This is a genomic window from Pseudomonas sp. Nvir, assembly GCF_963778085.1.
GTDB lineage: Bacteria > Pseudomonadota > Gammaproteobacteria > Pseudomonadales > Pseudomonadaceae > Aquipseudomonas > Aquipseudomonas juntendi.
The window spans coordinates 4,289,328-4,310,179 of the sequence record NZ_OY970405.1 but is presented as its reverse complement, the minus strand read 5'-3'; the positions used below and the strand labels follow the sequence as shown (position 1 = coordinate 4,310,179).

Here is a 20,852-nt window from a genome sequence, read left to right as displayed (position 1 = left end):
TGCTGCGGCTCTCCAGGGCGCGTGCGTCGGCCATGGCCGTGTCCATGTCCAGTGCCAGCCGGTCGATGCCCTGGCGGGTACTGTCGATTAACTGCAGGCCTTCCTGGCTGGCCTGGTCGGCGGCACGTGCCGCCTGGGCCGCCTGCGCGGCGTTATGGGCGACATCCAGCGCGGTGGCGCTCATTTCGTTGGCCGCGGTGGCCACTTGCTCGATTTCACGGTGTTGCTGCTGCATGCCGGCGCTGGTCTGGCTGGCGATGGCTGCCGACTGGTCGGCGGTGCCTCGGGCCTCCTGCAGCGAGCCTTTGACCTGGGCGATGACCGGCTGCAGTTTGTCGAGGAAGCGGTTGAACCACGCGCTGAGCTGGCCCAGTTCGTCCTGGCGGGCGTAGTCCAGGCGGCGGGTAAGGTCGCCTTCGCCGCTGGCGATGTCTTCAAGCCGGGCAGCCACCGCCAGGATCGGGCGGGTTACCCCGCGGGCCGTGAGCCACACCAGCAGCAAGCCCAGCACTGCCGCGCCCAGGCCGATCAGCAGGCTGGTCAGGTTGGCACGCTGGTTGTGCGCATCCAGGCGCTGATTGAGGGCTACCGCGGGCGCCTGCAGCACGCTTTCCGGCACTTCCAGCAATACCTGCCACGGGGCGGCGTCGGGAATGGGCGTGAAGGGGTGCGCAACCCGTAACTGGCCAGCGGCAACTGCAGGCTCAACGGGTTTGCCGAGCATGCTGGCGTCGCGGCTATTGCCTGCCAGCAGGCCGGCCGCGCTGGCGATGCTCACCTGGCCCTGACCCTCGAACAGCTCGCGGCGGCCGTTTGTGCTCAGTTGCTGCAGGTTGTCCAGGCTGATATCCAGGCCGACCACGCCCACCACTTTGCCATGTTCCAGCAAGGGCAGGGCGATGCTGGTCATCAGTACCTGGCTGCCGTTGACCTCGTCCAGATACGGTTCCAGCAGGCAGGTTTTGCCGGTCTCCAGTGGGCAGGTCAGCCAGCGGTTTTTCGCCGCGCCGTTGCTGCCGATGCTGGCGTCGCCGAGCAGCGCTTCTGGCATGGCTTCGCGCTCCAGGGTGCCCGGGCGCGGCTGCGACCAGTACAGCGAAAAGCGCCCGCTCTCGTTGCTGCCCACCGCGTCCTGGCCGCGGTACTGGCTGTCTTGCTGGTCCAGTGCATCGGGTTGGAACACCAGGTACAGGCCGATCATGTCAGGTTTGCCGGCCAGGCTGGCTCGCGCCTGGCGGGTGAGTTCGGCGCGCAGGTCGTTGCCACCTCGGGCTTGCAGCACTTGCACCAGGCGGGCAAAGCCATTGCCGTATTGATAAGCGTCCATGAAGTAGCGCTGAATGCGCAGGGCCTGGGTTTCGGCATGGGCCTCCAGGCGCTGCCGCGCGCTGCTGTCGAGCATGGCGGTGTTGGCTTGGTTGACCAGCGTGGCACTGCGCTGTGCCTGAGTCAGCGAGGTGGCCACCAGCAAGGCGACGATGGCCAGCAGGCAAAGGCCGGCCAGCAAGGTGATCTTCCATTGGATGGAGAGGCGGCGCAGCAGCATGGAGCTTTCCTTTTCGAACACTGCAACGCCCGCGGCCAGGCGCGGGCGTTGTGGGTAGCGTGGGTCATTCAGGCACGTAGTTGGGGGGCGCCGAGCGGAACGCCTTGGTCAGCCAGCCCAGGTACAGCAGGCCGAGCGCAGCCCAGATACCGCCAAAGATCAGCGAGTGGGCATTCAGGTCCAGCCACAGCGAAACGATGATGCAGAAGCCGATGGTGGGCAGTACCAGGTACTTCAGCTGGTTGGCCAGGCCCTTGCGGTTGCCCTCGCGCAGGTAGCAATGGTTGATCACCGACAGGTTGACGAAACTGAACGCCACCAGCGCGCCGAAGTTGATGATCGAGGTGGCAGTCACCAGGTCGAAGAAGATCGCCGACAGCGAAATGATGCCGACCACGGCAATGTTCAGTACCGGTGTCTTGTAGCGTGCGTGCAGGCGGGCGAAAACGCGGGCCGGGATCACGTTGTCGCGGCCCATCACGTACAGCAGGCGCGACACGCTGGTCTGCGAGGCCAGGCCCGAGGCGATGGTGTTGATCACCGTGCAGGCAATGAACACCGACTGGAACAGTTTGCCCCCGACATACAGGGCGATTTCCGGCAGGGCCGCCTCGTGGTCATGGAAACGCGCCATGGTCGGGAAGTAGGCCTGGATGAAGTACGACACGGTGATGAACACCACGCCACCGATCAGGGCGGTGAGGAAGATCGCCCGCGGGATGGTCTTGCCCGGGTCGCGGGTTTCTTCGGACAGGCAGGTGACGGCGTCAAAGCCCAGGAACGAGAAGCACAGGATGGTCGCGCCGGCGGCCAGTGCGCTGAACTGGGTCTGACCGTCGGCGAACGGGATCAGGCTCCAGGCCGTGCCAAGCCCTTCACCGTGGTGCAGGCCACGCACGCACAGGTAGATGAACACGGCGATGATCGCCACCTGCACGCCCACGAACAGCAGGTTGAAGTGCGCCACCAGGTTCACGCTGCGCATGTTGATCAGGCTGATGAGGGTCACGAAAGCGGCCACCCACACCCATGCGGGTACTTCCGGGAACATCGCCGAGAGGTACAGCTTGGCCAGCAGGGCATTGACCATTGGCAGCAGCAGGTAATCCAGTAACGACGACCAGCCGACCAGGAAACCCACGTGCGGGTTGATCGCGCGCTGGGTGTAGGTGTAGGCCGAACCCGACTGCGGGAAGCGTTTCACCAGGGTGCCATAGCTGACTGCGGTGAACAGGATGCCGGCCAGCGCCAGGATGTACGCGCTGGGCACGTGGCCGGCGGTTATCCCGCTGACGATGCCGAAGGTGTCGAATACCGTCATCGGTGTCAGGTAGGCCAGGCCAATGATGATCACGTGCCACAGGCGCAGGGTTTTGCGAAGTTGGCCGTTGCTGGCAGCGCTAGGGTCATGCTGCATGCTGGCATGGCTCCTGTTGCTGGGCGCGAACGGCGGGCACGGGGTATGGCGCATGCGGCAAGGGCGAGCGGGTGGGCTCCATGTTGTTCACCTTTTATGTTGGAGCAGCGGAAGGCGCGAGGGGGCGCGCAAAGTGGTGAAAATAAAAAACGATGGGTAGGTGGGTGTCAAGTTAAACATGACAAGACGTTACAACATTGAAATATTTATCGATATTAAGTGGATTTTGTTCGGTTTTTACGCGGTTTTTTGCGGTTCTGATCAATTTGTGTGTTCGAAAAAATCAACGATTCGGTCATGTGGTCAATCGGTTTGTTAGATGCTTCCGAAAGGCAGGATTTCGGCACTTTGGCCTGCGTCCCGTGCCTGCGGGGGTGATATTCTTCGTACTCTGTGTGGCCCGTGGCCGCCTACCCAGCCCTTACGGACAGCAATCGGTTCAATTCATGAAGAAATCAGTTGGCATTCTTTCCGGCCTGGCGGTTGCCATCGCCGTCGCAACCACCGCTGGCGCCTGGTACACCGGCAAGCAGTTGCCAGCCGAGCTGGACAACGCGCTTGCCCGCAGCAACGCCGAGCTGCAAAAGGCCCTGGTCACCACCGGTGGCAGCCTGCGTATCGAGCGGGTGTCGCTGGAGCAGCACTTCTTCAGCAGTACTGCCCAGTACCGGCTCAAGGCCCGCGACATCAACGTGGGTGAAGGCGAGGTGATCAACTTCGACGTGGGCGTGACCGACCACATCGAGCACGGCCCATTCCCCTGGTCGCGGATCAAGGCGCTGAAGCTGGTGCCGGTGATGGCCGTCAGCAACAGCACGTTGCAGAAGGACGATGCCGTCGCGCCTTGGTTCGACGCTGCCGGCGGCAATGTGCCGCTTAGCGCGCAGACCAGCCTGGGTTACGGGGGGGATGTGGTCAGCCGGATTCAACTGGCGCCGCTCAAGCTCGACAAGGCAGACGGCAACCGCCTCGATTTTTCGGGGATGCAACTGGAGGTCAGTGGCGACAAGGACGGCAAGGCCTCCAAGTTCCACGGCCATGCCGGCCGTTTGCTGATGAAGCTGGTGAACGACGACCAGCCACCGGCCACATTCGAGCTTCAGGGCCTCAAGCTTGGTGGCAACCTGGCGGCCACGCCGTACGACAATATCTACGTGGGCAACGTCGACCTGTTGCTAGCCGAGGCCAAGGTCACGCTAGGGCCAAAACAGCAGGTCCTGCTGGTCAAGGGCGTGGAGCAGTATGCCCTGCAGAGTCTTGAAACCCCCGACACCGTGGGCGGCCGCGTGGAGTACAAGGTCGGGGACATCAGTTGGGACGGCCGCGCGGTGGGCAAGGCGCAAATGGCGGTAAGCATCACCTCGGTCAATGCCCCGGCGCTGCAGGCCTTGTCGAAGTGGTACCAGTCGCACCTGCCGGAGTTCGAAGCTGCCGCTGCTGCCGGCCAGCCTGTGCCGCAAATCCAGATGGACGACGCTGAAAAGGCCCGCTTCCAGGGCGACCTGCAGCAACTGCTGGCGGCCAGGCCCAAGGTGGCGGTGGAAAACCTGTCGTTCAAGACCGCCAACGGCGAGAGCCGCTTCAACCTGGCGATGGACTTCGCCGCGCCGGCCAGCTTCGACCTGCCGCCGGACCAGCTGAGCAAACAGGTCGTCACCGAGGTGAAGAGCAAGCTCTCGCTGTCCAAACCCATGATTGGCGACCTGGCGACACTGCAAGCGCTGCTCGATGGCCAAACCGATGCCCAGGCGATCGCCATGCAGTCGGGGCAGGCCGGGGAGATGGTCGGCATGATGGCCGTGCAGAGCGGCCTGGCCACCGTGCAGGGCGATGATGTGGTCAGCAGCCTGCACTATGCCGATGGCATGGTCGATTTCAATGGGCAGAAGATGACCGTGGAAGAATTCGCCATGCTGATGGCCGCGCACCTCGCAGCGCTGTCGCCGCGGGGGTGATGGTTATCCGGCGCTGGTCTCCTGGTGGCTTCACCCGCGAACAGGCCAGCGCCGGCAACACAAAAACCCCTTTAGTAATCGCTGGATTCTCTGTAGCCTTCGGCCTCCGATAATAATCCGCGCCCGCAGAGGGCCGTGGCGGCCTGCGCCGTCCGGCACCCTTAGCCGATCTGTCAGGGCCGGGTGATACACTCGATTTGATGCGCACGCGCGCCTGCAGGTCCAGCGATCATGACCCAGATTTCCGAACGCCTGTTGGTTCAGGCCCACCTCGACGCCAAGCAGCCCAACCCGCTGACAGCCGAGCAGGAGGCCGAATACCGTGCGGCCATCGCTGCCGAGCTCAAGGCCCAGAACGCTGTGCTGGTCGCCCATTATTACTGCGACCCGGTCATTCAGGCGCTGGCCGAAGAAACCGGCGGCTGCGTGTCCGACTCGCTGGAAATGGCCCGCTTTGGTAAGAACCACCCCGCCGAAACGGTGATCGTGGCCGGTGTGCGCTTCATGGGCGAAACGGCAAAAATCCTCACCCCGGAAAAGCGCGTGCTGATGCCGACCCTGGAGGCCACCTGTTCGCTCGACCTGGGCTGCCCGGTCGAAGCGTTTTCGGCGTTCTGCGACCAGCACCCGGAGCGTACCGTGGTGGTGTATGCCAATACCTCCGCTGCGGTGAAGGCCCGTGCCGACTGGGTAGTGACCTCCAGCTGCGCACTGGAAATCGTCGAAAGCCTGATGGACAACGGCGAAACCATCATCTGGGGCCCGGACCAGCACTTGGGCCGTTACATCCAGAAGCAGACCGGTGCCGACATGCTGTTGTGGGACGGTGCCTGTATCGTCCATGAAGAATTCAAGTCGCGTCAGTTGGCCGACATGAAGGCGTTGTACCCGGACGCCGCCATCCTCGTGCACCCCGAATCACCGGAAGCGGTGATCGAGTTGGCGGATGCGGTGGGTTCCACCAGCCAATTGATCAAGGCCGCGCAGACCTTGCCGAACAAGACCTTCATCGTTGCTACCGACCGCGGCATCTTCTACAAGATGCAGCAGTTGTGCCCGGACAAGGTATTCGTCGAAGCGCCTACTGCCGGCAACGGCGCCGCCTGCCGCAGCTGCGCACACTGCCCGTGGATGGCCATGAACACCCTCGAGCGCGTGCTGCACTGCCTGCGCAATGGGGGGGATGAGATTTTTGTCGACCCCGCGTTGGTGCCCAAGGCGATCAAGCCATTGAACCGCATGCTGGACTTCACCCAGGCGGCGCGGCTCAAGCTTTCCGGTAACGCCTGAAATCGCCGAGGGCCGCTTGGCTGCCCCAGCACAGCCACCGCGCCGCCTGCTTCTTAAAGCTCACGCTACCGATGGAGGCGCAACTGTCTTTCTGAAAAATTGAAAAGCCTGCGCGATTCATTGCGGGAGCGGGCTTGCCCGCGAAGCAGGCGACGCGGTGTCTGGCACCGGCTCCGCCGGTGTTCGCGGGCACGCCCGCTCCCACGCCGGCAACGCCGGTGCCCGTAGCGGCATTGTGTCGCGATGGACCTCAAGCGGCTTATAGCCAGCCCGACCTCTTGAAACTGGCATACAACCCGGTACACCCCGCAGCAATCACCCCCAACACCGCAAAATAGCCGTAATGCCAGCTCAGCTCCGGCATATTCTGGAAGTTCATCCCATACACCCCGGCGATCGCCGTGGGGAACGCCAGGATCGCCGCCCACGCGGCAAACTTGCGTTGCACGATGCTTTGCCGTGACGACTCCAGGAACATGCCGATCTCGATGGTCTGGCTGGCAATGTCGCGAATGCCCGACAAGTCCTCCATCTGCCGTGTGACGTGGATTTGCACATCACGAAAATACGGGCGCATGTTCTTGTCGATAAACGGGAAGCTCAGGCGCTGCAGCTCTTCGCTGACCTCAACCATGGGCGCCACGTAGCGGCGCAGGCGCAGGATATCGCGGCGCAGGCTGTGCAGGCGGCGAATGTCGTCCTCTTGCAGTGAGCCACCCAGCACGCTCTGCTCCAGCGCTTCGATCTCGCCATGGATGGCTTCGCTGACTGGCTGGTAGTTTTCGGTGACGAAGTCGAGCAGGGCGTACAGCACGAAGTCCTCACCGTGCTCCAGCAGCAAGGGCCGAGCCTCGCAGCGCTGGCGCACCATGGCATAGGATTTGGAGTGGCCGTTGCGGCAGGTGATGATATAGCCGTTGCCGGCGAAGATGTGGGTTTCGATGAACTCCAGCTTGCCTTCGTGACGTACCGGCGAGTATGTGACGATGAACAGCGCGTCGCCGAATGTCTCGAGCTTGGGCCGGCTGTGCTTTTCCAGGGCATCCTCAATGGCCAGTTCGTGCAGGTTGAACTGGCATTGCAGGGTGGCCAGTTCCTCGGCGTTGGGCTCTTCCAGGCCGATCCAGACAAAATGCCCAGGCTTGCGTGCCCACTCGCTGCCCTCGTCGATGCTGATGTTGGTGACCTTCCGGCCGGCGCTGTACACCGCTGACGCCACTACTCGACCCATGGTTGCCCGCTTATTCCGGTTGAACACGGTTCATAGCTTGGGCTGTAGACGGCTGAAGAGCAACCTAGCTCTTGCCCAGTTCCCCTTCCATGCGCTCGATGCACTGTTGCATCTGCACACGGCACTGCTCCACCAGTGCTGGCAGGTCCTGCTGGGTCAGGCCCGCGGTGGCAATGGGCGGCAGCGAGCGCACGATCACGGTGCGGCGGCGCCAGCTGTTCAGGCTCAGGCGCCGGGCATAGCGGCTGACGCACACTGGCACGATCGGCACGCCGGCCTCGATGGCCATGTGAAACGCGCCTTTCTTGAACGCCAGCAACTGCTCGCCGGCATTGCGTGTGCCTTCGGGGAAAATCCAGATAGAGGTGTCGTTCTGTAGCACCCGGGTGGTCTTCTGCAGGGCCTTGCGCGCCTGGTAGGCATTGTTGCGGTCGACCAACACGTTGCCGCCCAGCCAGAACAGCTGACCGAACAACGGTATCCAGCCCAGGCTTTTCTTGCCGATGGCGACCGTGCGCTGCGGCACCACCTGGCCCAGCACGAACAGATCGAAGTTGGACTGGTGGTTGGCCACGATCACGCAACCGGGTGGTTGGTCCCACAGCGGGCCCACCTCGGCCTTGACCTTGATGCGCAACAGCCAGGTGGCCGGCCGGCTGTAAAGGCGGGCGAACAGGCGGCTGTTGTCGGGGTTGAAGGGGCGGCACAGGCCAATGGCCAGGCCCAGGACGCCAACGGCGAGAAAGTGCAGCGCCAGCAGGAGCATGCGCAATGAATAAAGCATGGTACGACTCACACCAGACAGTCGCTGGGCAGTGTACGGCTGTGCACTGGCTGGGGCAAATACCGGTATCAGCCTGTGCTGGCCACTTCGCGGGTGAGCCCGCCCCTGCGCGGGATCAGGTACGCCCGATCCGCGTAGCGGCCAGCAGGGTCAACCCATAGGCTGCTGGTCCAGTTGTATGGCGGTGTCCAAGGCCTCGAGCAGCCCTTTGCGCACCTTCAGCTTGGTGTTCTTGTGCGCCAGCATGTTCAGTTTCTTCAATTCCCGCGCCACGTTCAGCGCCGCTTCCTGCAGTTGTTCGGCGGGCACCACCTTGTCGAGGAAGCCGGCATCCACCGCCGCATGCGGGTCAAACACTTCGGCGTTGATCACTGACCGGTGGAAGGCCGAGCGGCGCAGACGGTCGCGGGCCAGTTCGATGCCAGCGTGGTGCATGGTCATGCCGATCTGCACTTCGTTCAGGCAGATCTTGTACGGCCCTTCGACGCCAATGCGGTAGTCGGCCGACAGCAGCAGGAAGGCGCCCTTGGCCACGGCATTGCCCGGGCAGGCGACCACCACCGGGAAGGGGTGAGCCAGCAGGCGGCGGGCGAGGGTGGACCCGGCGGTGACCAGGCTGATGGCTTCCTGTGGGCCGCGGGTCATCACCTTGAGGTCGTAGCCGCCCGACAGAATGCCCGGCTGCCCGGTGATGATCACCACTGCGCGGGCCTCGGCGGCGCGGTCCAGCGCGGCATTGAACGCGCTGACTACCTCCGGCGAGATGGCATTGACCTTGCCGTTGTTCAGGGTCAGGGTGGCGATGCCGTCTTCGGCGTGGTAGGTAATCAGCTCGCTCATGGCAGAGTCCTTTTGTTGGCGTGGCACCGACGTTACCCAGCGCGATGGGCAAGGTAAAGCAGCAAGGCTGACTGGTCGGTCAGCGCCCAGCCGGGCTCTGGTGCAAATACATGAAAAAACTGAAAAAAATGCTTGCCAAAGGGGAGCGCTTTCACTAAATTAGCGCACCTCGACGGGCCGCAAGGCTTGAAGAGAAACGGTGAAGTGTCCGAGTGGTCGAAGGAGCACGCCTGGAAAGTGTGTATACGAGAAATCGTATCAAGGGTTCAAATCCCTTCTTCACCGCCACATTCGTTAACGAGAAGCCCCTGAAATCATTGAGTATTTCGGGGGTTTTTTGTTTCTGGAGTCCGCATTAGGACAAAATTAGAACACAATCACGTCCCTCCAGTCCGCTCTAGGCCGCTTCAGGCTTGTCGCGGAACCCCATCATCTGCGACACCATTGCTGCCATGCTCCGCGTCTCTGACGGTAGGAAGCGACCATAATGCTTCTTCACCATCGTCGTGTCGGCGTGCCCAAGCTGACGCGCAATCCACTCAAGCGGCACATAAGAGCTGATCGCTTGGCTTGCGAATGTATGCCTGCACTGGTTAACGCCGCGATGCCTCACACCTACGTTTTTCAGGTGGCTAGTGAACCAGCGGTTCAAGCTATTTCCGTACCAGGGCTTCATGCTCACGGAGTTTCGGAATACCAGTTTGAGATGCATCAGGCGCGTGGTGTTGTTGTCCCGTTGCGTGATTTCAAGAGCAACAGGTGGGAGGTGGCCGGTGAATTCCCAGTGCTTCTTCAGATACTCCAACGCTGGGTCAATCAGCTCAATCTTACGAGCCCGAACAGACTCCTTCGGTACTTTGTACTCCCCCTCGACTCGCGCCGCCCTCACGTAGATCGTACCGGTCTCAAGGTCTACGTCATCCCAGCACAGCGCAATGAGTTCAGACACTGACAATCCCGTCCAGCAATTGAACAAGATCATGTTGACGTCCTGCGCCCTGGACTCACGAATCACTGAGATCTTTTCCATCTCATCGCGAGTGAACGGGTCAGCGCTGTCGTCGTCCTTGTCATGCTTGATGTTTTTGATCATTTTGCATGGATTGATCGAAATAACACCGTCAGAGTGAGCGTCGTCCCACACACCCCTGACAATTGTGAAAACATCATTCACAGACTTTGGCGACAATGTTTTCAATAGCCCGGTCTGAAACAGTTGTAGATCAGACCTGCAGATGTCCGCTATGCAGTCAGAGCCAAACTTGTCCAGCAGATGCTTAGCTTTGTATGCATAGTTTTTCCCGGTTGTGGTTGCGTGTCGTGCCATTTGAACTTCCAAATAGCGCGCTACACCTTGAGCTACTGTCCTTTTCGATTTTTCGTCTTTCTTTGGCAGTACACGCCGTGAATTGGGAAAGTGGGCAGCATAGTTAAATCTGTTGTTCTTTATTTCAGATAAAATGGTGTTGCGCTTTGCTTCGGCATACTTTATTGATGCCTGATCAACGGTCTCATTTCCGATAGGTTCTTTGTAGCGTTTTCCCTCATGCATAAAGGAAATTCGAATCTGTCGTCCATTCAATTCGATTCCACGCGGCCATACCAAAGCCATTTAATTACCTCCAAGCCAGAGTTCAATTTCAATTGTGTTATAAACGACACGGTTGGCTGGGTCTCGACGCCAATGTTTACCTTGCAGCCATTTTCCTTGTGATCGATATTTTCTTGCGGCTTCCGTGCTAATACCGAAAATTGCAGGAAGGAGTTCTTGTCTTACCCAACTGCTACGAAGCGTGTTCGGGGCAGGTGTCAGTTGGATTGTTTTAGTGACGGCCATTGAATATCTCATGTGCGATTCAGTGCGTGTACCCGGTCGATAGCACTGAGTTACGATGAGCCGCTTCCATCCTGTACTAGGGCTGCAACTAAATATTTATTTGTCTTAAGACTCTTAGGCTGACGCATCAAATTTAGTATGTATAATTAGCGCGCCACAAAGTCCTTATGGGTAACTAAGGTGGAGTGGGGCGTAATTTTGAATGCTAGAAAGTGGGATCTCTAGTTTTTAGTTAAATTGACTTCTGGTATGCGTTTCTAAACAGGTCAGCTAGGGCTTATGGTGCTTGCTAAGAATATGGATGTCAACGAAAAAATCACTGACTTGGTGCCGTGTTGTCAATGTTCTCTCTTAAAGAGTATGTTTATTCTATACTCTTTAAGCCGGTATGATCGCTTTAGGCGTCCCAGATTTAAGGTTTTGACAAGTTGTCAATTCTCAAATTACGAGCGTGGCTATCCCAAAAAATTGCGACTTTGTTTGATGTCAAAAAGAAAGCGTAGGCGTCCTGCGGACGAAGAAACGAATAGCTCCGCTCCAGCTGTTGGCTTTCGCTTTGGAGCATTTCCATAATCATTGATTGAGCTGTGGCCGCAGCCCTCATCCTTGTGAATGATTACCTAGAGGATGAGGTTTCAGCTTTTGGATTGGTTACAAATATATATACTCCGTTTTGAAAAAATGAATTCAAGGGTAAAAATAAAAAATAAATCTATTGACATTCTCAATATGTTGAAAATAAAGGCCTTTTGGCGACCAAGGCTGGCTATAAAGTGACTTTCGCGGGTGCGATTGTGACTTGAGGTGTTCGTTGCTCCTGCGCTGGCTTTTTTGAGGGGAGGCGTTAAATCTTGGTTCACCTGCGTCTTAGCCGACAAGGCTGTAACCGTCCGGCCAACTCACCTTCCTGACCCCGACGCCAAAGGCGATGGTGTCCACCTAATTTAAGTGGACACCATTTCTAGCCTTTTAAGCGGGTCTTTCCATGCAGTCACAACGCCGTTCCTATTCAAAATCCTTCAAGGCCCAAGTTGTCCAAGAGTGCGCCCAGCCCGGCGCATCGATTGCCAGCGTCGCGCAGAAGCACAGCCTTAACGCGAACCTCGTACATAAATGGATTAGGGTACTCACGAACAAAACTATGGCGCTGCAACCTGCTTTCATTCCAGTGCCCTTGCCGCTAGCCGGAGGACATTCGCAGGCAGCTTCATCAAGTATCTGCATTGAAATCCAGCACCCGCGTGGCACCGTCAAAGTGAACTGGCCGACCGAAAGCGCTGTCGCCTGTGCCACCTTTCTGCGAGACCTGTTGGAATGATTCGGATCGATGCCATCTGGCTTGCCACCGAGCCTATGGACATGCGCGCCGGTACCGAGACCGCGCTGGCCAGGGTGATCGCGGTGTTCGGTGTGGCGAAGCCGCACTGCGCATACCTCTTCGCTAATCGCCGTGCCAACCGAATGAAAGTCTTGGTGCATGACGGTGTGGGCATTTGGCTGGCAGCGCGACGATTGAACCAAGGCAAGTTTCATTGGCCCGGCATCCGTCACGGATCGGAAGTCGAACTCGATAACGAGCAACTTCAAGCCTTGGTACTGGGTTTGCCGTGGCAGCGGGTCGGCGCAGGCAGCGCGATCACAGTGCTTTAGCCCCTGCCATTAGCCCATCGGTTTATCGCTGTTGACGACCTGCTCTGACACAATCAGCGGCATGACTTCCTCGCCCAATCTCGACCAGATGACACCGGAACAGCTGCGCGGCTTGGCCGAACAGGCTATGCAGTTGCTGTCCCAGGTCGACTCCATGAGCCAGAAAATCCAACGCCTCGAAACGGTCAACGAGCAACTGGCTCATGAAATCGCCATCCTCAAGCGACACAAGTTCGCCAAGCGCAGCGAGCAACTGAGCCCCGACCAAGGCAGTCTGCTTGATGATCTGCTCGATACCGATATCGCAGCTATCGAAGCCGAGCTGAAGGCAGCCAATCCGCCGGCCGCACCGGCCGAGCCACGTCATAAGCCCAAGCGTGCACCACTGCCGCCGCAGTTTCCGCGAACCGTGATCCGTCACGAACCAGAGAATACTCAGTGCGTGTGCGGCTGCCAGCTTCAGCGAATCGGCGAAGACGTCAGCGAGAAGCTCGATTACACTCCGGGCGTGTTCACAGTTGAGCGGCATGTGCGTGGAAAATGGACGTGCCGTCAGTGTGAAACACTGATCCAGGCGCCTGTACCGGCCCAAGTGATCGACAAGGGCATCCCGACCGCAGGCCTTTTGGCCCACGTGATGGTGGCGAAGTTCGCCGACCATTTACCGCTGTACCGGCAGGAGAAGATTTTTGGTCGGGCCGGACTGCCCATCGCCCGTTCGACACTGGCGCAATGGATCGGACAGACCGGTGTGCAGCTCCAGCCTCTGGTCGATGCGCTGCGTGAGCATGTGTTGGCCCAGGGCGTGATCCACGCCGATGAGACCCCGGTTCAGATGCTCGCACCAGGCGAAAAGAAAACCCACCGCGCTTACGTGTGGGCCTATAGCACCACGCCTTTCTCGGCCCTAAAGGCCGTGGTCTACGACTTCAGCCCCAGCCGTGCCGGCGAACATGCGCGTAACTTCCTGGGCACGTGGAACGGTAAGCTGGTCTGCGATGACTTCGCCGGCTACAAGGCCAGCTTCGAGCTGGGCATCACCGAAATCGGCTGCATGGCCCATGCACGCCGCAAATTCTTCGACCTGCATGCAGCCAATAAAAGCCAGTTGGCGGAGCAGGCGCTTCACTCGATTGGCGGGTTGTATGAAGTCGAGCGACACGCCAAGGAAATGAGCGACGAAGCCCGCTGGCGATTACGTCAGGAAACAGCGGTGCCCATCGCTGAAAAACTGCATGAGTGGATGTTGGCCCAACGCGAACTTGTGCCCGAGGGTTCGGCCACGGCCAAGGCCCTGGATTACAGCCTTAAACGCTGGGTAGCGCTGACGCGCTACCTGGAAGATGGTGCTGTGCCCATCGACAATAACCAGATCGAGAATTTGATCCGGCCGTGGGCGCTTGGGCGCTCGAACTGGTTATTTGCCGGGTCGCTGCGCAGTGGAAAAAGGGCGGCGGCAATCATGAGCCTGATCCAGTCGGCGCGTATGAATGGGCACGATCCGTATGCCTATCTCAAGGATGTACTGATGCGGCTTCCGACACAGCGGGCGAGCGAAATCACGCAATTACTCCCGCAGCATTGGATGCTTGCCTGAGGCAGGCTAAGTGGACTTCGCCAAATAGTCAGCTCAAAGGCTGATTGGCATCAACAATTCGGAAGCGACTTTTCTCAGCATGTAGGTTTCGCGCAGAATTGACTGCCCCATCGAAGACTCGTGACGCTGCATGACGGCTTCATTGTGTGCGATGGCTTCATGCAGGTTGATCCAGACAGGCCGCATACCATTAGCGATTTCGTGGCTTTCCATTCTCACCGGCTCTAGCTGGGGCGCTACTTCGCATTGATAAAAATGCGAGGTCATGTGCATCAGATCGTACTGTGGCTTTTGGTAGGGCCGGTACTCCTCGATGTAACCGTAGTGCTGGAGCACCTGTATTTCACGAGCACCAGTCTCTTCCTCAAGCTCACGCTTCAGGCCTGCGACAATGTCCTCGTCACCATCAAGGCCGCCTCCAGGAAAGCTGAAATCGTTATAGCGCTCGGTGAACAGCAACAGGATCTGTTCACCCCGCATCACGATGCCGCGAGCTGCATGTCGACGGAATACTCTGCCCTGCTTGGATTTCAGCTCGGGGTGAACAATTTCAGTTATGAGTTGCATGTGGTCTCGTAGCGGCAAGATCAGTTAGTCATCGTCCAGGGTGGCCACGGTATTTCCTCAGTTCTGGAAATACTGTGGCCAGTGGAACTGGCTCAGCGAAGCAGCAATAAGGGTACAGTGGATGTACGCAGCATCGTCGTGGTCGTGCTGCCTATCAGAAACTGCCTGATGCGTGAGTGCCCGTACGCCCCCATGACCAAGAGGTCAATGCCGTGCTCTGCCTGATACGCATGCAGTGTGGACTCTACTTCGCCTGGGCGGATCTCGGAATGCACCAGCGAGCCGGAAGACGCAAGCGTGGTTCGTGCCTTCTCCAGCGCGTTCTGGTTGTCTTCAGAATCCGTTCCAACCATGACGATATGAATTGGCAGGCCTTCGCACAGCGGGCTTGAAGCAAGCATCTGTAAGGTCTTGTGGCCTGTTGCGCTGCCGTCAAATGCCACCATGACCGTTTCAGGTTTCCTGAAATGGCTGGTTGTAATCAGGGTGGGGCGGTGGATAGTTCGGACTATCGCTTCAATCTGGCTGCCAAGACTTTGGGCACTGCGCGTGCTGTCCTCACCGACTCTTCCAATCACCAGTAACCGAATATCGTCTTGGAGATCGCTCAGGCTCTCGACGAGATGGCCATGGCGCTGCTTCATATCAGGTGACATGGCGCCAGAGTGAACTGTTCGCTCGCGAGCTTTTTCAAGCATGTGCTGCCCATGCTCCAACGCCAGTTTTGCCCGCTGCGCATCCAGCATGGCCAACTCTTCCAGCAGATGTTCTCTGCTACCGAGACCGATATTGCCGCTGAGGTCAGCGGATGCAGGATATTTCTCCTTATCCAGCACATGAAGCAAGGTCAGGGGAGCGCTGAGTCGTTGCGAGGCCCATGCTGCGTAATCGCAGACCGCCAATGAGGATTGTGAGTTATCAATGCATGCCATTACGCGGGTCATTGTCGTTCTCCTTAGTGGCTCATGAGCTTGTCGATGGCACCGGGTTTGTCATGCACGCCGAAGCGGTCAACGATTGTCGCGCTGGCTTCATTGAGACCGAGCACTTCAACCTCAGCGCCTTCGCGTCGGAACTTGATCACGACCTTATCCAGCGCTGCGACGGCGGTGATATCCCAGAAATGCGCCTGTGTGAGATCGATGGTGACCTTGTTGAGCGCCTCCTTGAAGTCAAAAACCTCAGTGAACTTGTCCGCAGAGCTAAAGAACACCTGGCCCACGACGCGGTAAGTCCGATGCGATTTCGTCTCTTCAAGAGTGCTCTTGATATCCAGGTAGTGCCCGACCTTGTTTGCGAAGAACAGGGAGGCCAGCAGCACACCTACCAGTACGCCGTAAGCCAGATTGTGAGTGGCCACGACGACCACGACGGTCGCCACCATGACGAGGTTGGTCGACAGCGGATGCTCTTTCAGATTACGCAAGGAATCCCAGCTAAAGGTGCCGATGGACACCATGATCATCACAGCCACGAGTGCCGCCATAGGGATTTTGGAGAGCCACTCGCCAAGAAATACCACCATCAGCAGCAGGAAAACGCCGGCACACAATGTCGAGAGACGGGTGCGGCCACCAGATTTCACGTTGATGATCGACTGGCCGATCATGGCGCAACCTGCCATGCCGCCAAGCATGCCGGCAGCGATGTTGGCCACACCCTGGCCTTTGCACTCGCGGTTTTTGTTGCTGGTGGTGTCGGTAAGGTCGTCGACGATGGTCGCGGTCATCATTGATTCGAGTAGACCCACTACTGCCAACGCAGCCGAGTACGGGAAAATGATGCGCAGGGTTTCAAAATTCAGCGGAACTTCAGGCCAGAGGAAGATCGGGAGCGTATCAGGCAGTTGGCCCATGTCACCGACGGTGCGGATATCCAAACCGAGGTAAATGGCGATGGCAGTCAGCGTCAGAATGCACACCAATGGAGAGGGAATCACCTTGCCGATTTTCGGTACATACGGGAACAGGTAGATGATTCCCAGGCCCGCAGCGGTCATGGCATAGACATGCCAGGTGACATTGGTCAGCTCAGGCAATTGCGCCATAAAAATCAGAATCGCTAATGCGTTTACGAAGCCGGTGACTACCGAGCGTGAAACAAAGCGCATCAACGAGCCGAGCTTCAGGTAGCCGGCAAGGATTTGAAGTACGCCACATAGTAGCGTCGCGGCCAGCAGGTACTGGAGTCCATGCTCTTTTACCAGCGTAACCATCAGCAGTGCCATGGCGCCTGTCGCCGCCGAGATCATTCCGGGGCGCCCGCCGACAAAGGCGATGACAGCACAGATACAGAAGGAGGCGTAGAGACCGACTTTGGGATCTACCCCGGCGATGATGGAAAAGGCGATGGCTTCCGGGATCAGCGCGAGTGCGACCACCAGCCCCGCGAGCACGTCGGCACGGACGTTGGAAAACCACGTTTGTCTAAGTTTTTGCAGCATATAAATATCCAAGGCAAAGCATCGCGCACGCCAAGGGAGTGGCGAGCGAATCGATACAAATTCAAATTTTGAGGATTTTTTGCTGTGTGCTTAAGGTGTAAAACCAGGCGTACAGCAGTGAGCACCCGCGAGCGAGGCTAGCGGAAGCAGGTTGTTGCGAGGGGGCGTAGCGCTAAGGCGGCGTAGGCTGCCAGTAGATCGTTTGGAGTACAGTCATGCTGATGTTCCTGTAGCTCAAGGGGTATGCGGAGCCGAAGTATACAATGAAGCCATCGTCGATTGCGACCCGCTGGCAGGCTCTGCATGACCTACGTCAGATACAGGCTTATTCAATGGGTATACCTGCGGGCAAGGCTTTGTTTTCCACCCGTTCTTGTCCGAGCTGGTCTGTGTGCTGAGGGGTGAGTTGGCCAGACGGTTACACAAGGCTTACCGTGATGACTACTGCGACACTCGATCACACCTAGCGCCGTTTAGCGATTGCCAGTGGTGCGAGATGTTGAGCTGCTGGACGAATGCTATGGGGAACCGCTAGACCCAGATGACTAGCCAGATGTCAGTGGATAGATAGCATGTGGCGATCGGTAGCTCGCCCTAAGGCATCACACCTTCAGAATCGCATTAAGGGCGATGCTACCCACCTAATCATGTAGACAGCGCCGCCCTTATCCCAAGGATCGCCATGTGCCAGCGCTCCTCTTAGCTGATCATTTTTTCCAATACTCCAGCACCGACGTCAGGGCCAGCTCAAGCCTGGTTGCAACCTGTTGAGGTGAGAGACCTTCAGTCTTAAGCGCGAGAACCGCCTTCTCATTGTTAGCGTGCAGTGGTCTCCCACGAGACCTCTTGATCAGAGAACCGGAGGCGTCGAATTGCTCCCCAATCAATTCGATCCCGCCGGCCTCTATGAAGTCGGTCAGCTTGGCCATCGAGTCGAGAATCTTTTCGCGTGGCACGACTCCTTCTCGCACAGAAACGCACAACGCCATTAAAGCGATCGCATCAAGACCTAGGGATTCTGCGAGAGCGTCGAACTGCTCAAGGCTGACGCTCGTTTGAGCGTTCTCAAGCTCAGCGATTTTGCGACGGTGCGTGGCGTCCGAGAGGTCGGCATAACGGGCACCACGGACGAGGCGGAGTGCGCGCAGCACCCCTGCGAAAGCGGTTCTGAGATCCATGACTCGCTCAAAAGTCAGGATATAGCCACATCCAGGCTTTACGAATAAACGCTGAATCAGTGTATTATTCGTGCTGCTGAATGACCCTAGAGCGCTGCATTGGAGCAAAGCTGGTCGGTACGCCACCGTCAGACCTTTCCACAGCAGCTCTAGATGAGGTTTCTCAGGTGGATAACCGCAAAATCAAGCTTCCCCGCAAGGCGGAAGCGTAGCAAGCCGGTGGGGCGCTCAGAGTTAGCAACGAGCTATGCCAAGTCTCGGTTTTTAAGTAGCAACTGCCGGTTGCTTCTTTCTGGCAACGAGTGTCGATAACGAGGTAGGGAAGGTGTTCGTAACCAACGGAGATGCCCTCAAGGGGCGCTTCAAAGCTGCTGGCAACGAGCGGTTGCTCTGGAAGGCGGTTGAGCTCAATCCGATTAACTACTACTTCCTCGTGGAAGGGTGCGGGTTAGTCGATGGTTGTTTCGGCCCGTGGGTGCAGATGGTGTCAGACGTGAGGGAGCTTGATCTTCTTTGCGCAGGGGAAGGGCTGGAAGCACTCAATGTTAATCAGGTTCAGCTTCTCGCACCTGCTTCTATGACGAAGCGTGCAGGGGTCTCGATGGAGTTGCTGTCGGAAATACGTATCAAACCTGGTACTGAGAGCAGTCCGGTCTACGAGTTCATCACCAAATCAGGTGAGGTCTACACGAGCGCACCGACTTGATGCAGTGAATGTTAGAGAGCCCAAGACAACAAGCTTAGGGGATGCATTTTGAGTCCAATTTAGAACCGTCACCTTTCGCTAGGCGATGGCTTTAGGAAACGTACAGATACCGTTTTCTCGTTTCGCGCGTAGCTATTTCAGCAGCTCAAGCACGCCGCCATTCAGGTGGTGCGGTTGAATGCGCGCTCAATATTGCAGGAGCACATTTTGATTAAATTTGATTGCAGGCAGGTCACCGGAGTGATCGAGAGGGTTCATGTCACGGCTACCGAGCAGGGTACCGTAACTGCTCACATGACCATCGATGGCCAAGTGCTGCCGAATCTGCTTTTGCCAGGGAAGGTCTACGAAGAGATGGAGCCAGGGCAGCGCGTGACCCTGTACGGCTTTTTCACTAAGAAGAAGGACAAGATGCAGAATAAGGGCACCATCTACGCCATGAAAGGTGAGAGCGGCCTGCTCATCGCGGCAAAGGAGCTTCAGTTCAAGGTACCGATCTTGATCATGGTTTCCGCGATTCCTTTGATGATCCTCACCTTCGTCATTGGCTGCTTCGCGTCTCCATATTTGATCTACCTGGTGACGGGAAGCGAGGATCCGGACTACCTGGTGCCTACCACCTTCATCTGGGCGCTCTGGGAAGGGATCATCGCCGGTCTAGTGATGGTTGGTTTTGCGATCAACTTCATCCGGAAGAGCAACGACCCGGAGAGCTGGGCGACGATCGGAATTGCTGAGCTTTCTCAGCGCTTCAGCAAAGCCTTCAAGTAATTGCTTGTAGCCAGGCCTCCACTTCGTTGGAGGCTCTGGAGAGGCGATTAGCCTTTTGCGATATGGAGACCAGGCGACACGATGAGAATCACGGTCTATTCAGATCTCCATCTGGAGTTCGTTGACTTCCAGCCACCTGCAACAGATGCTGATCTGGTCGTGCTAGCCGGCGACATTTCGGTACGTGGTAGGGGAGTGACATGGGCGAACGAAACCTTCGAATGCCCGGTGCTCTACGTCTGTGGGAATCACGAGTTCTACAAGGGCCACATCGACCGGACGCTCACCAAAATGCGTGACGCGGCTGCAGAGCACGTGCACGTCCTGGACAACCAGATCTTGATCATCGGTAACACGCGCTTTCTGGTCGCGACAGCCTGGACGGACTACACCGCCACGGGCGACTACAAAGCGGCGATGAGGGTCTGTGCGGAGTGGATGACGGACTTCAAGAGGATTCGTATAGGGGAGGGCTACAGCAAGCTTCGCCCAGTCGATCTCATCGCCCGAAACATTGCTACACGTGAGTTCCTGGCCACAGAGCTGGCGAAGGACTTCGATGGCAAGACAGTGGTCATTACCCACCATTGCCCCATCCAGGATGTCGCCGGCGATGGTCATGAAGGCCATCTGGGCGCGGCGTATTTCAACCAGTGGCATGACCTGGTAGCTCAGGCTGATGTTTGGATCTTCGGCCACACTCATCACGCAATCGACACGGTCATTTCAGGCTGCCGGCTCGTATCGAACCCAAAAGGCTATCCACGCGAGCGCACAGGCTTCTCGCCGGCCTTCACTATAGAGGTTTGACTCGGTTACGCCTGCAGGTGCGGGAAGAGTTTATGTCAGCTGAGGTCACGATCGAGTACCACTGCAAAAGCCCGTCAGATTTTCAGCTCAAACGAATTTTACGAGCGATGGCTTACAGGTACTCGCCACCTGTCACCGCCTACTTGAGCGAAGTCTTCATTTCTTCGGAGTGCGCGGTGGGCATCGTTTTCAGTCACAATGATCCCGGGCAGTTTGATCAAAGGGCGGAC

Annotated in this window: 18 protein-coding genes, 1 tRNA gene and 1 pseudogene; 9 read left to right on the top strand and 11 right to left on the bottom strand. The window is 58.0% G+C overall.

Going from position 1 to position 20,852, the window contains the following annotated elements:
- Positions 1 to 337: 337 nt before the first annotated feature.
- A pseudogene (locus AACG97_RS28125) lies at positions 338 to 1,201 on the bottom strand (PDC sensor domain-containing protein); the annotation flags it as partial.
- A gap of 409 nt (positions 1,202 to 1,610) precedes the next feature.
- Complete coding sequence (locus AACG97_RS20745) at positions 1,611 to 2,963, bottom strand: APC family permease (RefSeq protein ID WP_009684088.1); 1,353 nt, start codon at positions 2,961 to 2,963, stop codon at positions 1,611 to 1,613.
- Positions 2,964 to 3,409: 446 nt separating this feature from the next.
- On the opposite strand from AACG97_RS20745, the gene AACG97_RS20740 reads away from it, so the two are divergent.
- Both AACG97_RS20740 and nadA read left to right on the top strand, forming a co-directional pair.
- On the top strand, positions 3,410 to 4,918 hold the full coding sequence (locus AACG97_RS20740; protein ID WP_009684089.1) for a YdgA family protein: 1,509 nt from the start codon (positions 3,410 to 3,412) through the stop codon (positions 4,916 to 4,918).
- A gap of 231 nt (positions 4,919 to 5,149) precedes the next feature.
- Positions 5,150 to 6,208: a quinolinate synthase NadA gene (gene nadA, locus AACG97_RS20735; RefSeq protein WP_009684090.1), complete on the top strand. Its 1,059-nt coding sequence runs from the start codon at positions 5,150 to 5,152 to the stop codon at positions 6,206 to 6,208.
- A gap of 259 nt (positions 6,209 to 6,467) precedes the next feature.
- Here the strand turns inward: nadA and AACG97_RS20730 are convergent, their stop codons facing one another.
- From AACG97_RS20730 to AACG97_RS20720, 3 genes are all read right to left on the bottom strand, one after another.
- On the bottom strand, positions 6,468 to 7,439 hold the full coding sequence (locus AACG97_RS20730; protein WP_009684091.1) for a magnesium and cobalt transport protein CorA: 972 nt from the start codon (positions 7,437 to 7,439) through the stop codon (positions 6,468 to 6,470).
- A 64-nt stretch (positions 7,440 to 7,503) separates the two neighbouring features.
- Positions 7,504 to 8,223: a lysophospholipid acyltransferase family protein gene (locus AACG97_RS20725; protein ID WP_009684092.1), complete on the bottom strand. Its 720-nt coding sequence runs from the start codon at positions 8,221 to 8,223 to the stop codon at positions 7,504 to 7,506.
- A gap of 150 nt (positions 8,224 to 8,373) precedes the next feature.
- Positions 8,374 to 9,063 carry a crotonase/enoyl-CoA hydratase family protein gene (locus AACG97_RS20720; RefSeq protein ID WP_009684093.1) on the bottom strand — a complete coding sequence of 230 codons (690 nt, stop codon included), beginning with the start codon at positions 9,061 to 9,063 and terminating at the stop codon, positions 8,374 to 8,376.
- Between the two features lie 198 nt (positions 9,064 to 9,261).
- Between AACG97_RS20720 and AACG97_RS20715 the strand changes: the two genes are divergently transcribed.
- Positions 9,262 to 9,351: transfer RNA gene (locus AACG97_RS20715), tRNA-Ser, on the top strand.
- Between the two features lie 109 nt (positions 9,352 to 9,460).
- Here AACG97_RS20715 and AACG97_RS20710 read toward each other — a convergent pair.
- Together AACG97_RS20710 and AACG97_RS20705 are read right to left on the bottom strand one after the other, a co-directional pair.
- Positions 9,461 to 10,675 carry a tyrosine-type recombinase/integrase gene (locus AACG97_RS20710; RefSeq protein WP_033690625.1) on the bottom strand — a complete coding sequence of 405 codons (1,215 nt, stop codon included), beginning with the start codon at positions 10,673 to 10,675 and terminating at the stop codon, positions 9,461 to 9,463.
- A complete protein-coding gene (locus AACG97_RS20705; RefSeq protein ID WP_009684095.1) occupies positions 10,676 to 10,900 on the bottom strand; it encodes an excisionase family protein in 225 nt (74 codons plus the stop codon). It lies immediately after the preceding gene.
- Between the two features lie 985 nt (positions 10,901 to 11,885).
- Here AACG97_RS20705 and tnpA point away from each other — a divergent pair.
- The 3 genes from tnpA (at position 11,886) to tnpC (ending at position 14,147) form a co-directional block, all read left to right on the top strand.
- Positions 11,886 to 12,218 (top strand): IS66-like element accessory protein TnpA, encoded by a 333-nt coding sequence (gene tnpA / locus AACG97_RS20700; protein ID WP_009684096.1) that lies wholly within the window; start codon positions 11,886 to 11,888, stop codon positions 12,216 to 12,218.
- Positions 12,215 to 12,550: an IS66 family insertion sequence element accessory protein TnpB gene (gene tnpB / locus AACG97_RS20695; RefSeq protein ID WP_009684097.1), complete on the top strand. Its 336-nt coding sequence runs from the start codon at positions 12,215 to 12,217 to the stop codon at positions 12,548 to 12,550. Before tnpA ends, tnpB begins: the two co-directional genes overlap by 4 nt.
- Before the next feature lie 61 nt (positions 12,551 to 12,611).
- Complete coding sequence (tnpC, locus tag AACG97_RS20690; protein ID WP_009684098.1) at positions 12,612 to 14,147, top strand: IS66 family transposase; 1,536 nt, start codon at positions 12,612 to 12,614, stop codon at positions 14,145 to 14,147.
- A gap of 33 nt (positions 14,148 to 14,180) precedes the next feature.
- Here the strand turns inward: tnpC and AACG97_RS20685 are convergent, their stop codons facing one another.
- The 4 genes from AACG97_RS20685 to AACG97_RS20670 form a co-directional block, all read right to left on the bottom strand.
- Positions 14,181 to 14,714, bottom strand: coding sequence for an NUDIX hydrolase (locus tag AACG97_RS20685; protein ID WP_009684099.1), 534 nt, complete (start codon positions 14,712 to 14,714; stop codon positions 14,181 to 14,183).
- 92 nt (positions 14,715 to 14,806) lie between these two features.
- Positions 14,807 to 15,658, bottom strand: a complete 852-nt coding sequence (locus tag AACG97_RS20680; RefSeq protein ID WP_012316922.1) for a universal stress protein — start codon at positions 15,656 to 15,658, stop codon at positions 14,807 to 14,809.
- Between the two features lie 11 nt (positions 15,659 to 15,669).
- Entirely contained in the window at positions 15,670 to 17,157 is a 1,488-nt protein-coding gene (locus AACG97_RS20675; protein ID WP_009684101.1) for a SulP family inorganic anion transporter, read from the bottom strand.
- Between the two features lie 707 nt (positions 17,158 to 17,864).
- Positions 17,865 to 18,335, bottom strand: coding sequence for a helix-turn-helix domain-containing protein (locus AACG97_RS20670; RefSeq protein WP_009684102.1), 471 nt, complete (start codon positions 18,333 to 18,335; stop codon positions 17,865 to 17,867).
- 325 nt (positions 18,336 to 18,660) lie between these two features.
- On the opposite strand from AACG97_RS20670, the gene AACG97_RS20665 reads away from it, so the two are divergent.
- From AACG97_RS20665 to AACG97_RS20655, 3 genes are all read left to right on the top strand, one after another.
- Complete coding sequence (locus AACG97_RS20665; protein WP_009684103.1) at positions 18,661 to 19,041, top strand: hypothetical protein; 381 nt, start codon at positions 18,661 to 18,663, stop codon at positions 19,039 to 19,041.
- Between the two features lie 207 nt (positions 19,042 to 19,248).
- On the top strand, positions 19,249 to 19,812 hold the full coding sequence (locus AACG97_RS20660) for a hypothetical protein (protein WP_157050331.1): 564 nt from the start codon (positions 19,249 to 19,251) through the stop codon (positions 19,810 to 19,812).
- Positions 19,813 to 19,893: 81 nt separating this feature from the next.
- The gene (locus AACG97_RS20655) at positions 19,894 to 20,622 is read left to right on the top strand and encodes a metallophosphoesterase (protein WP_009684105.1); all 729 of its coding nucleotides are present in this window, start codon (positions 19,894 to 19,896) and stop codon (positions 20,620 to 20,622) included.
- Positions 20,623 to 20,852: the final 230 nt, after the last annotated feature.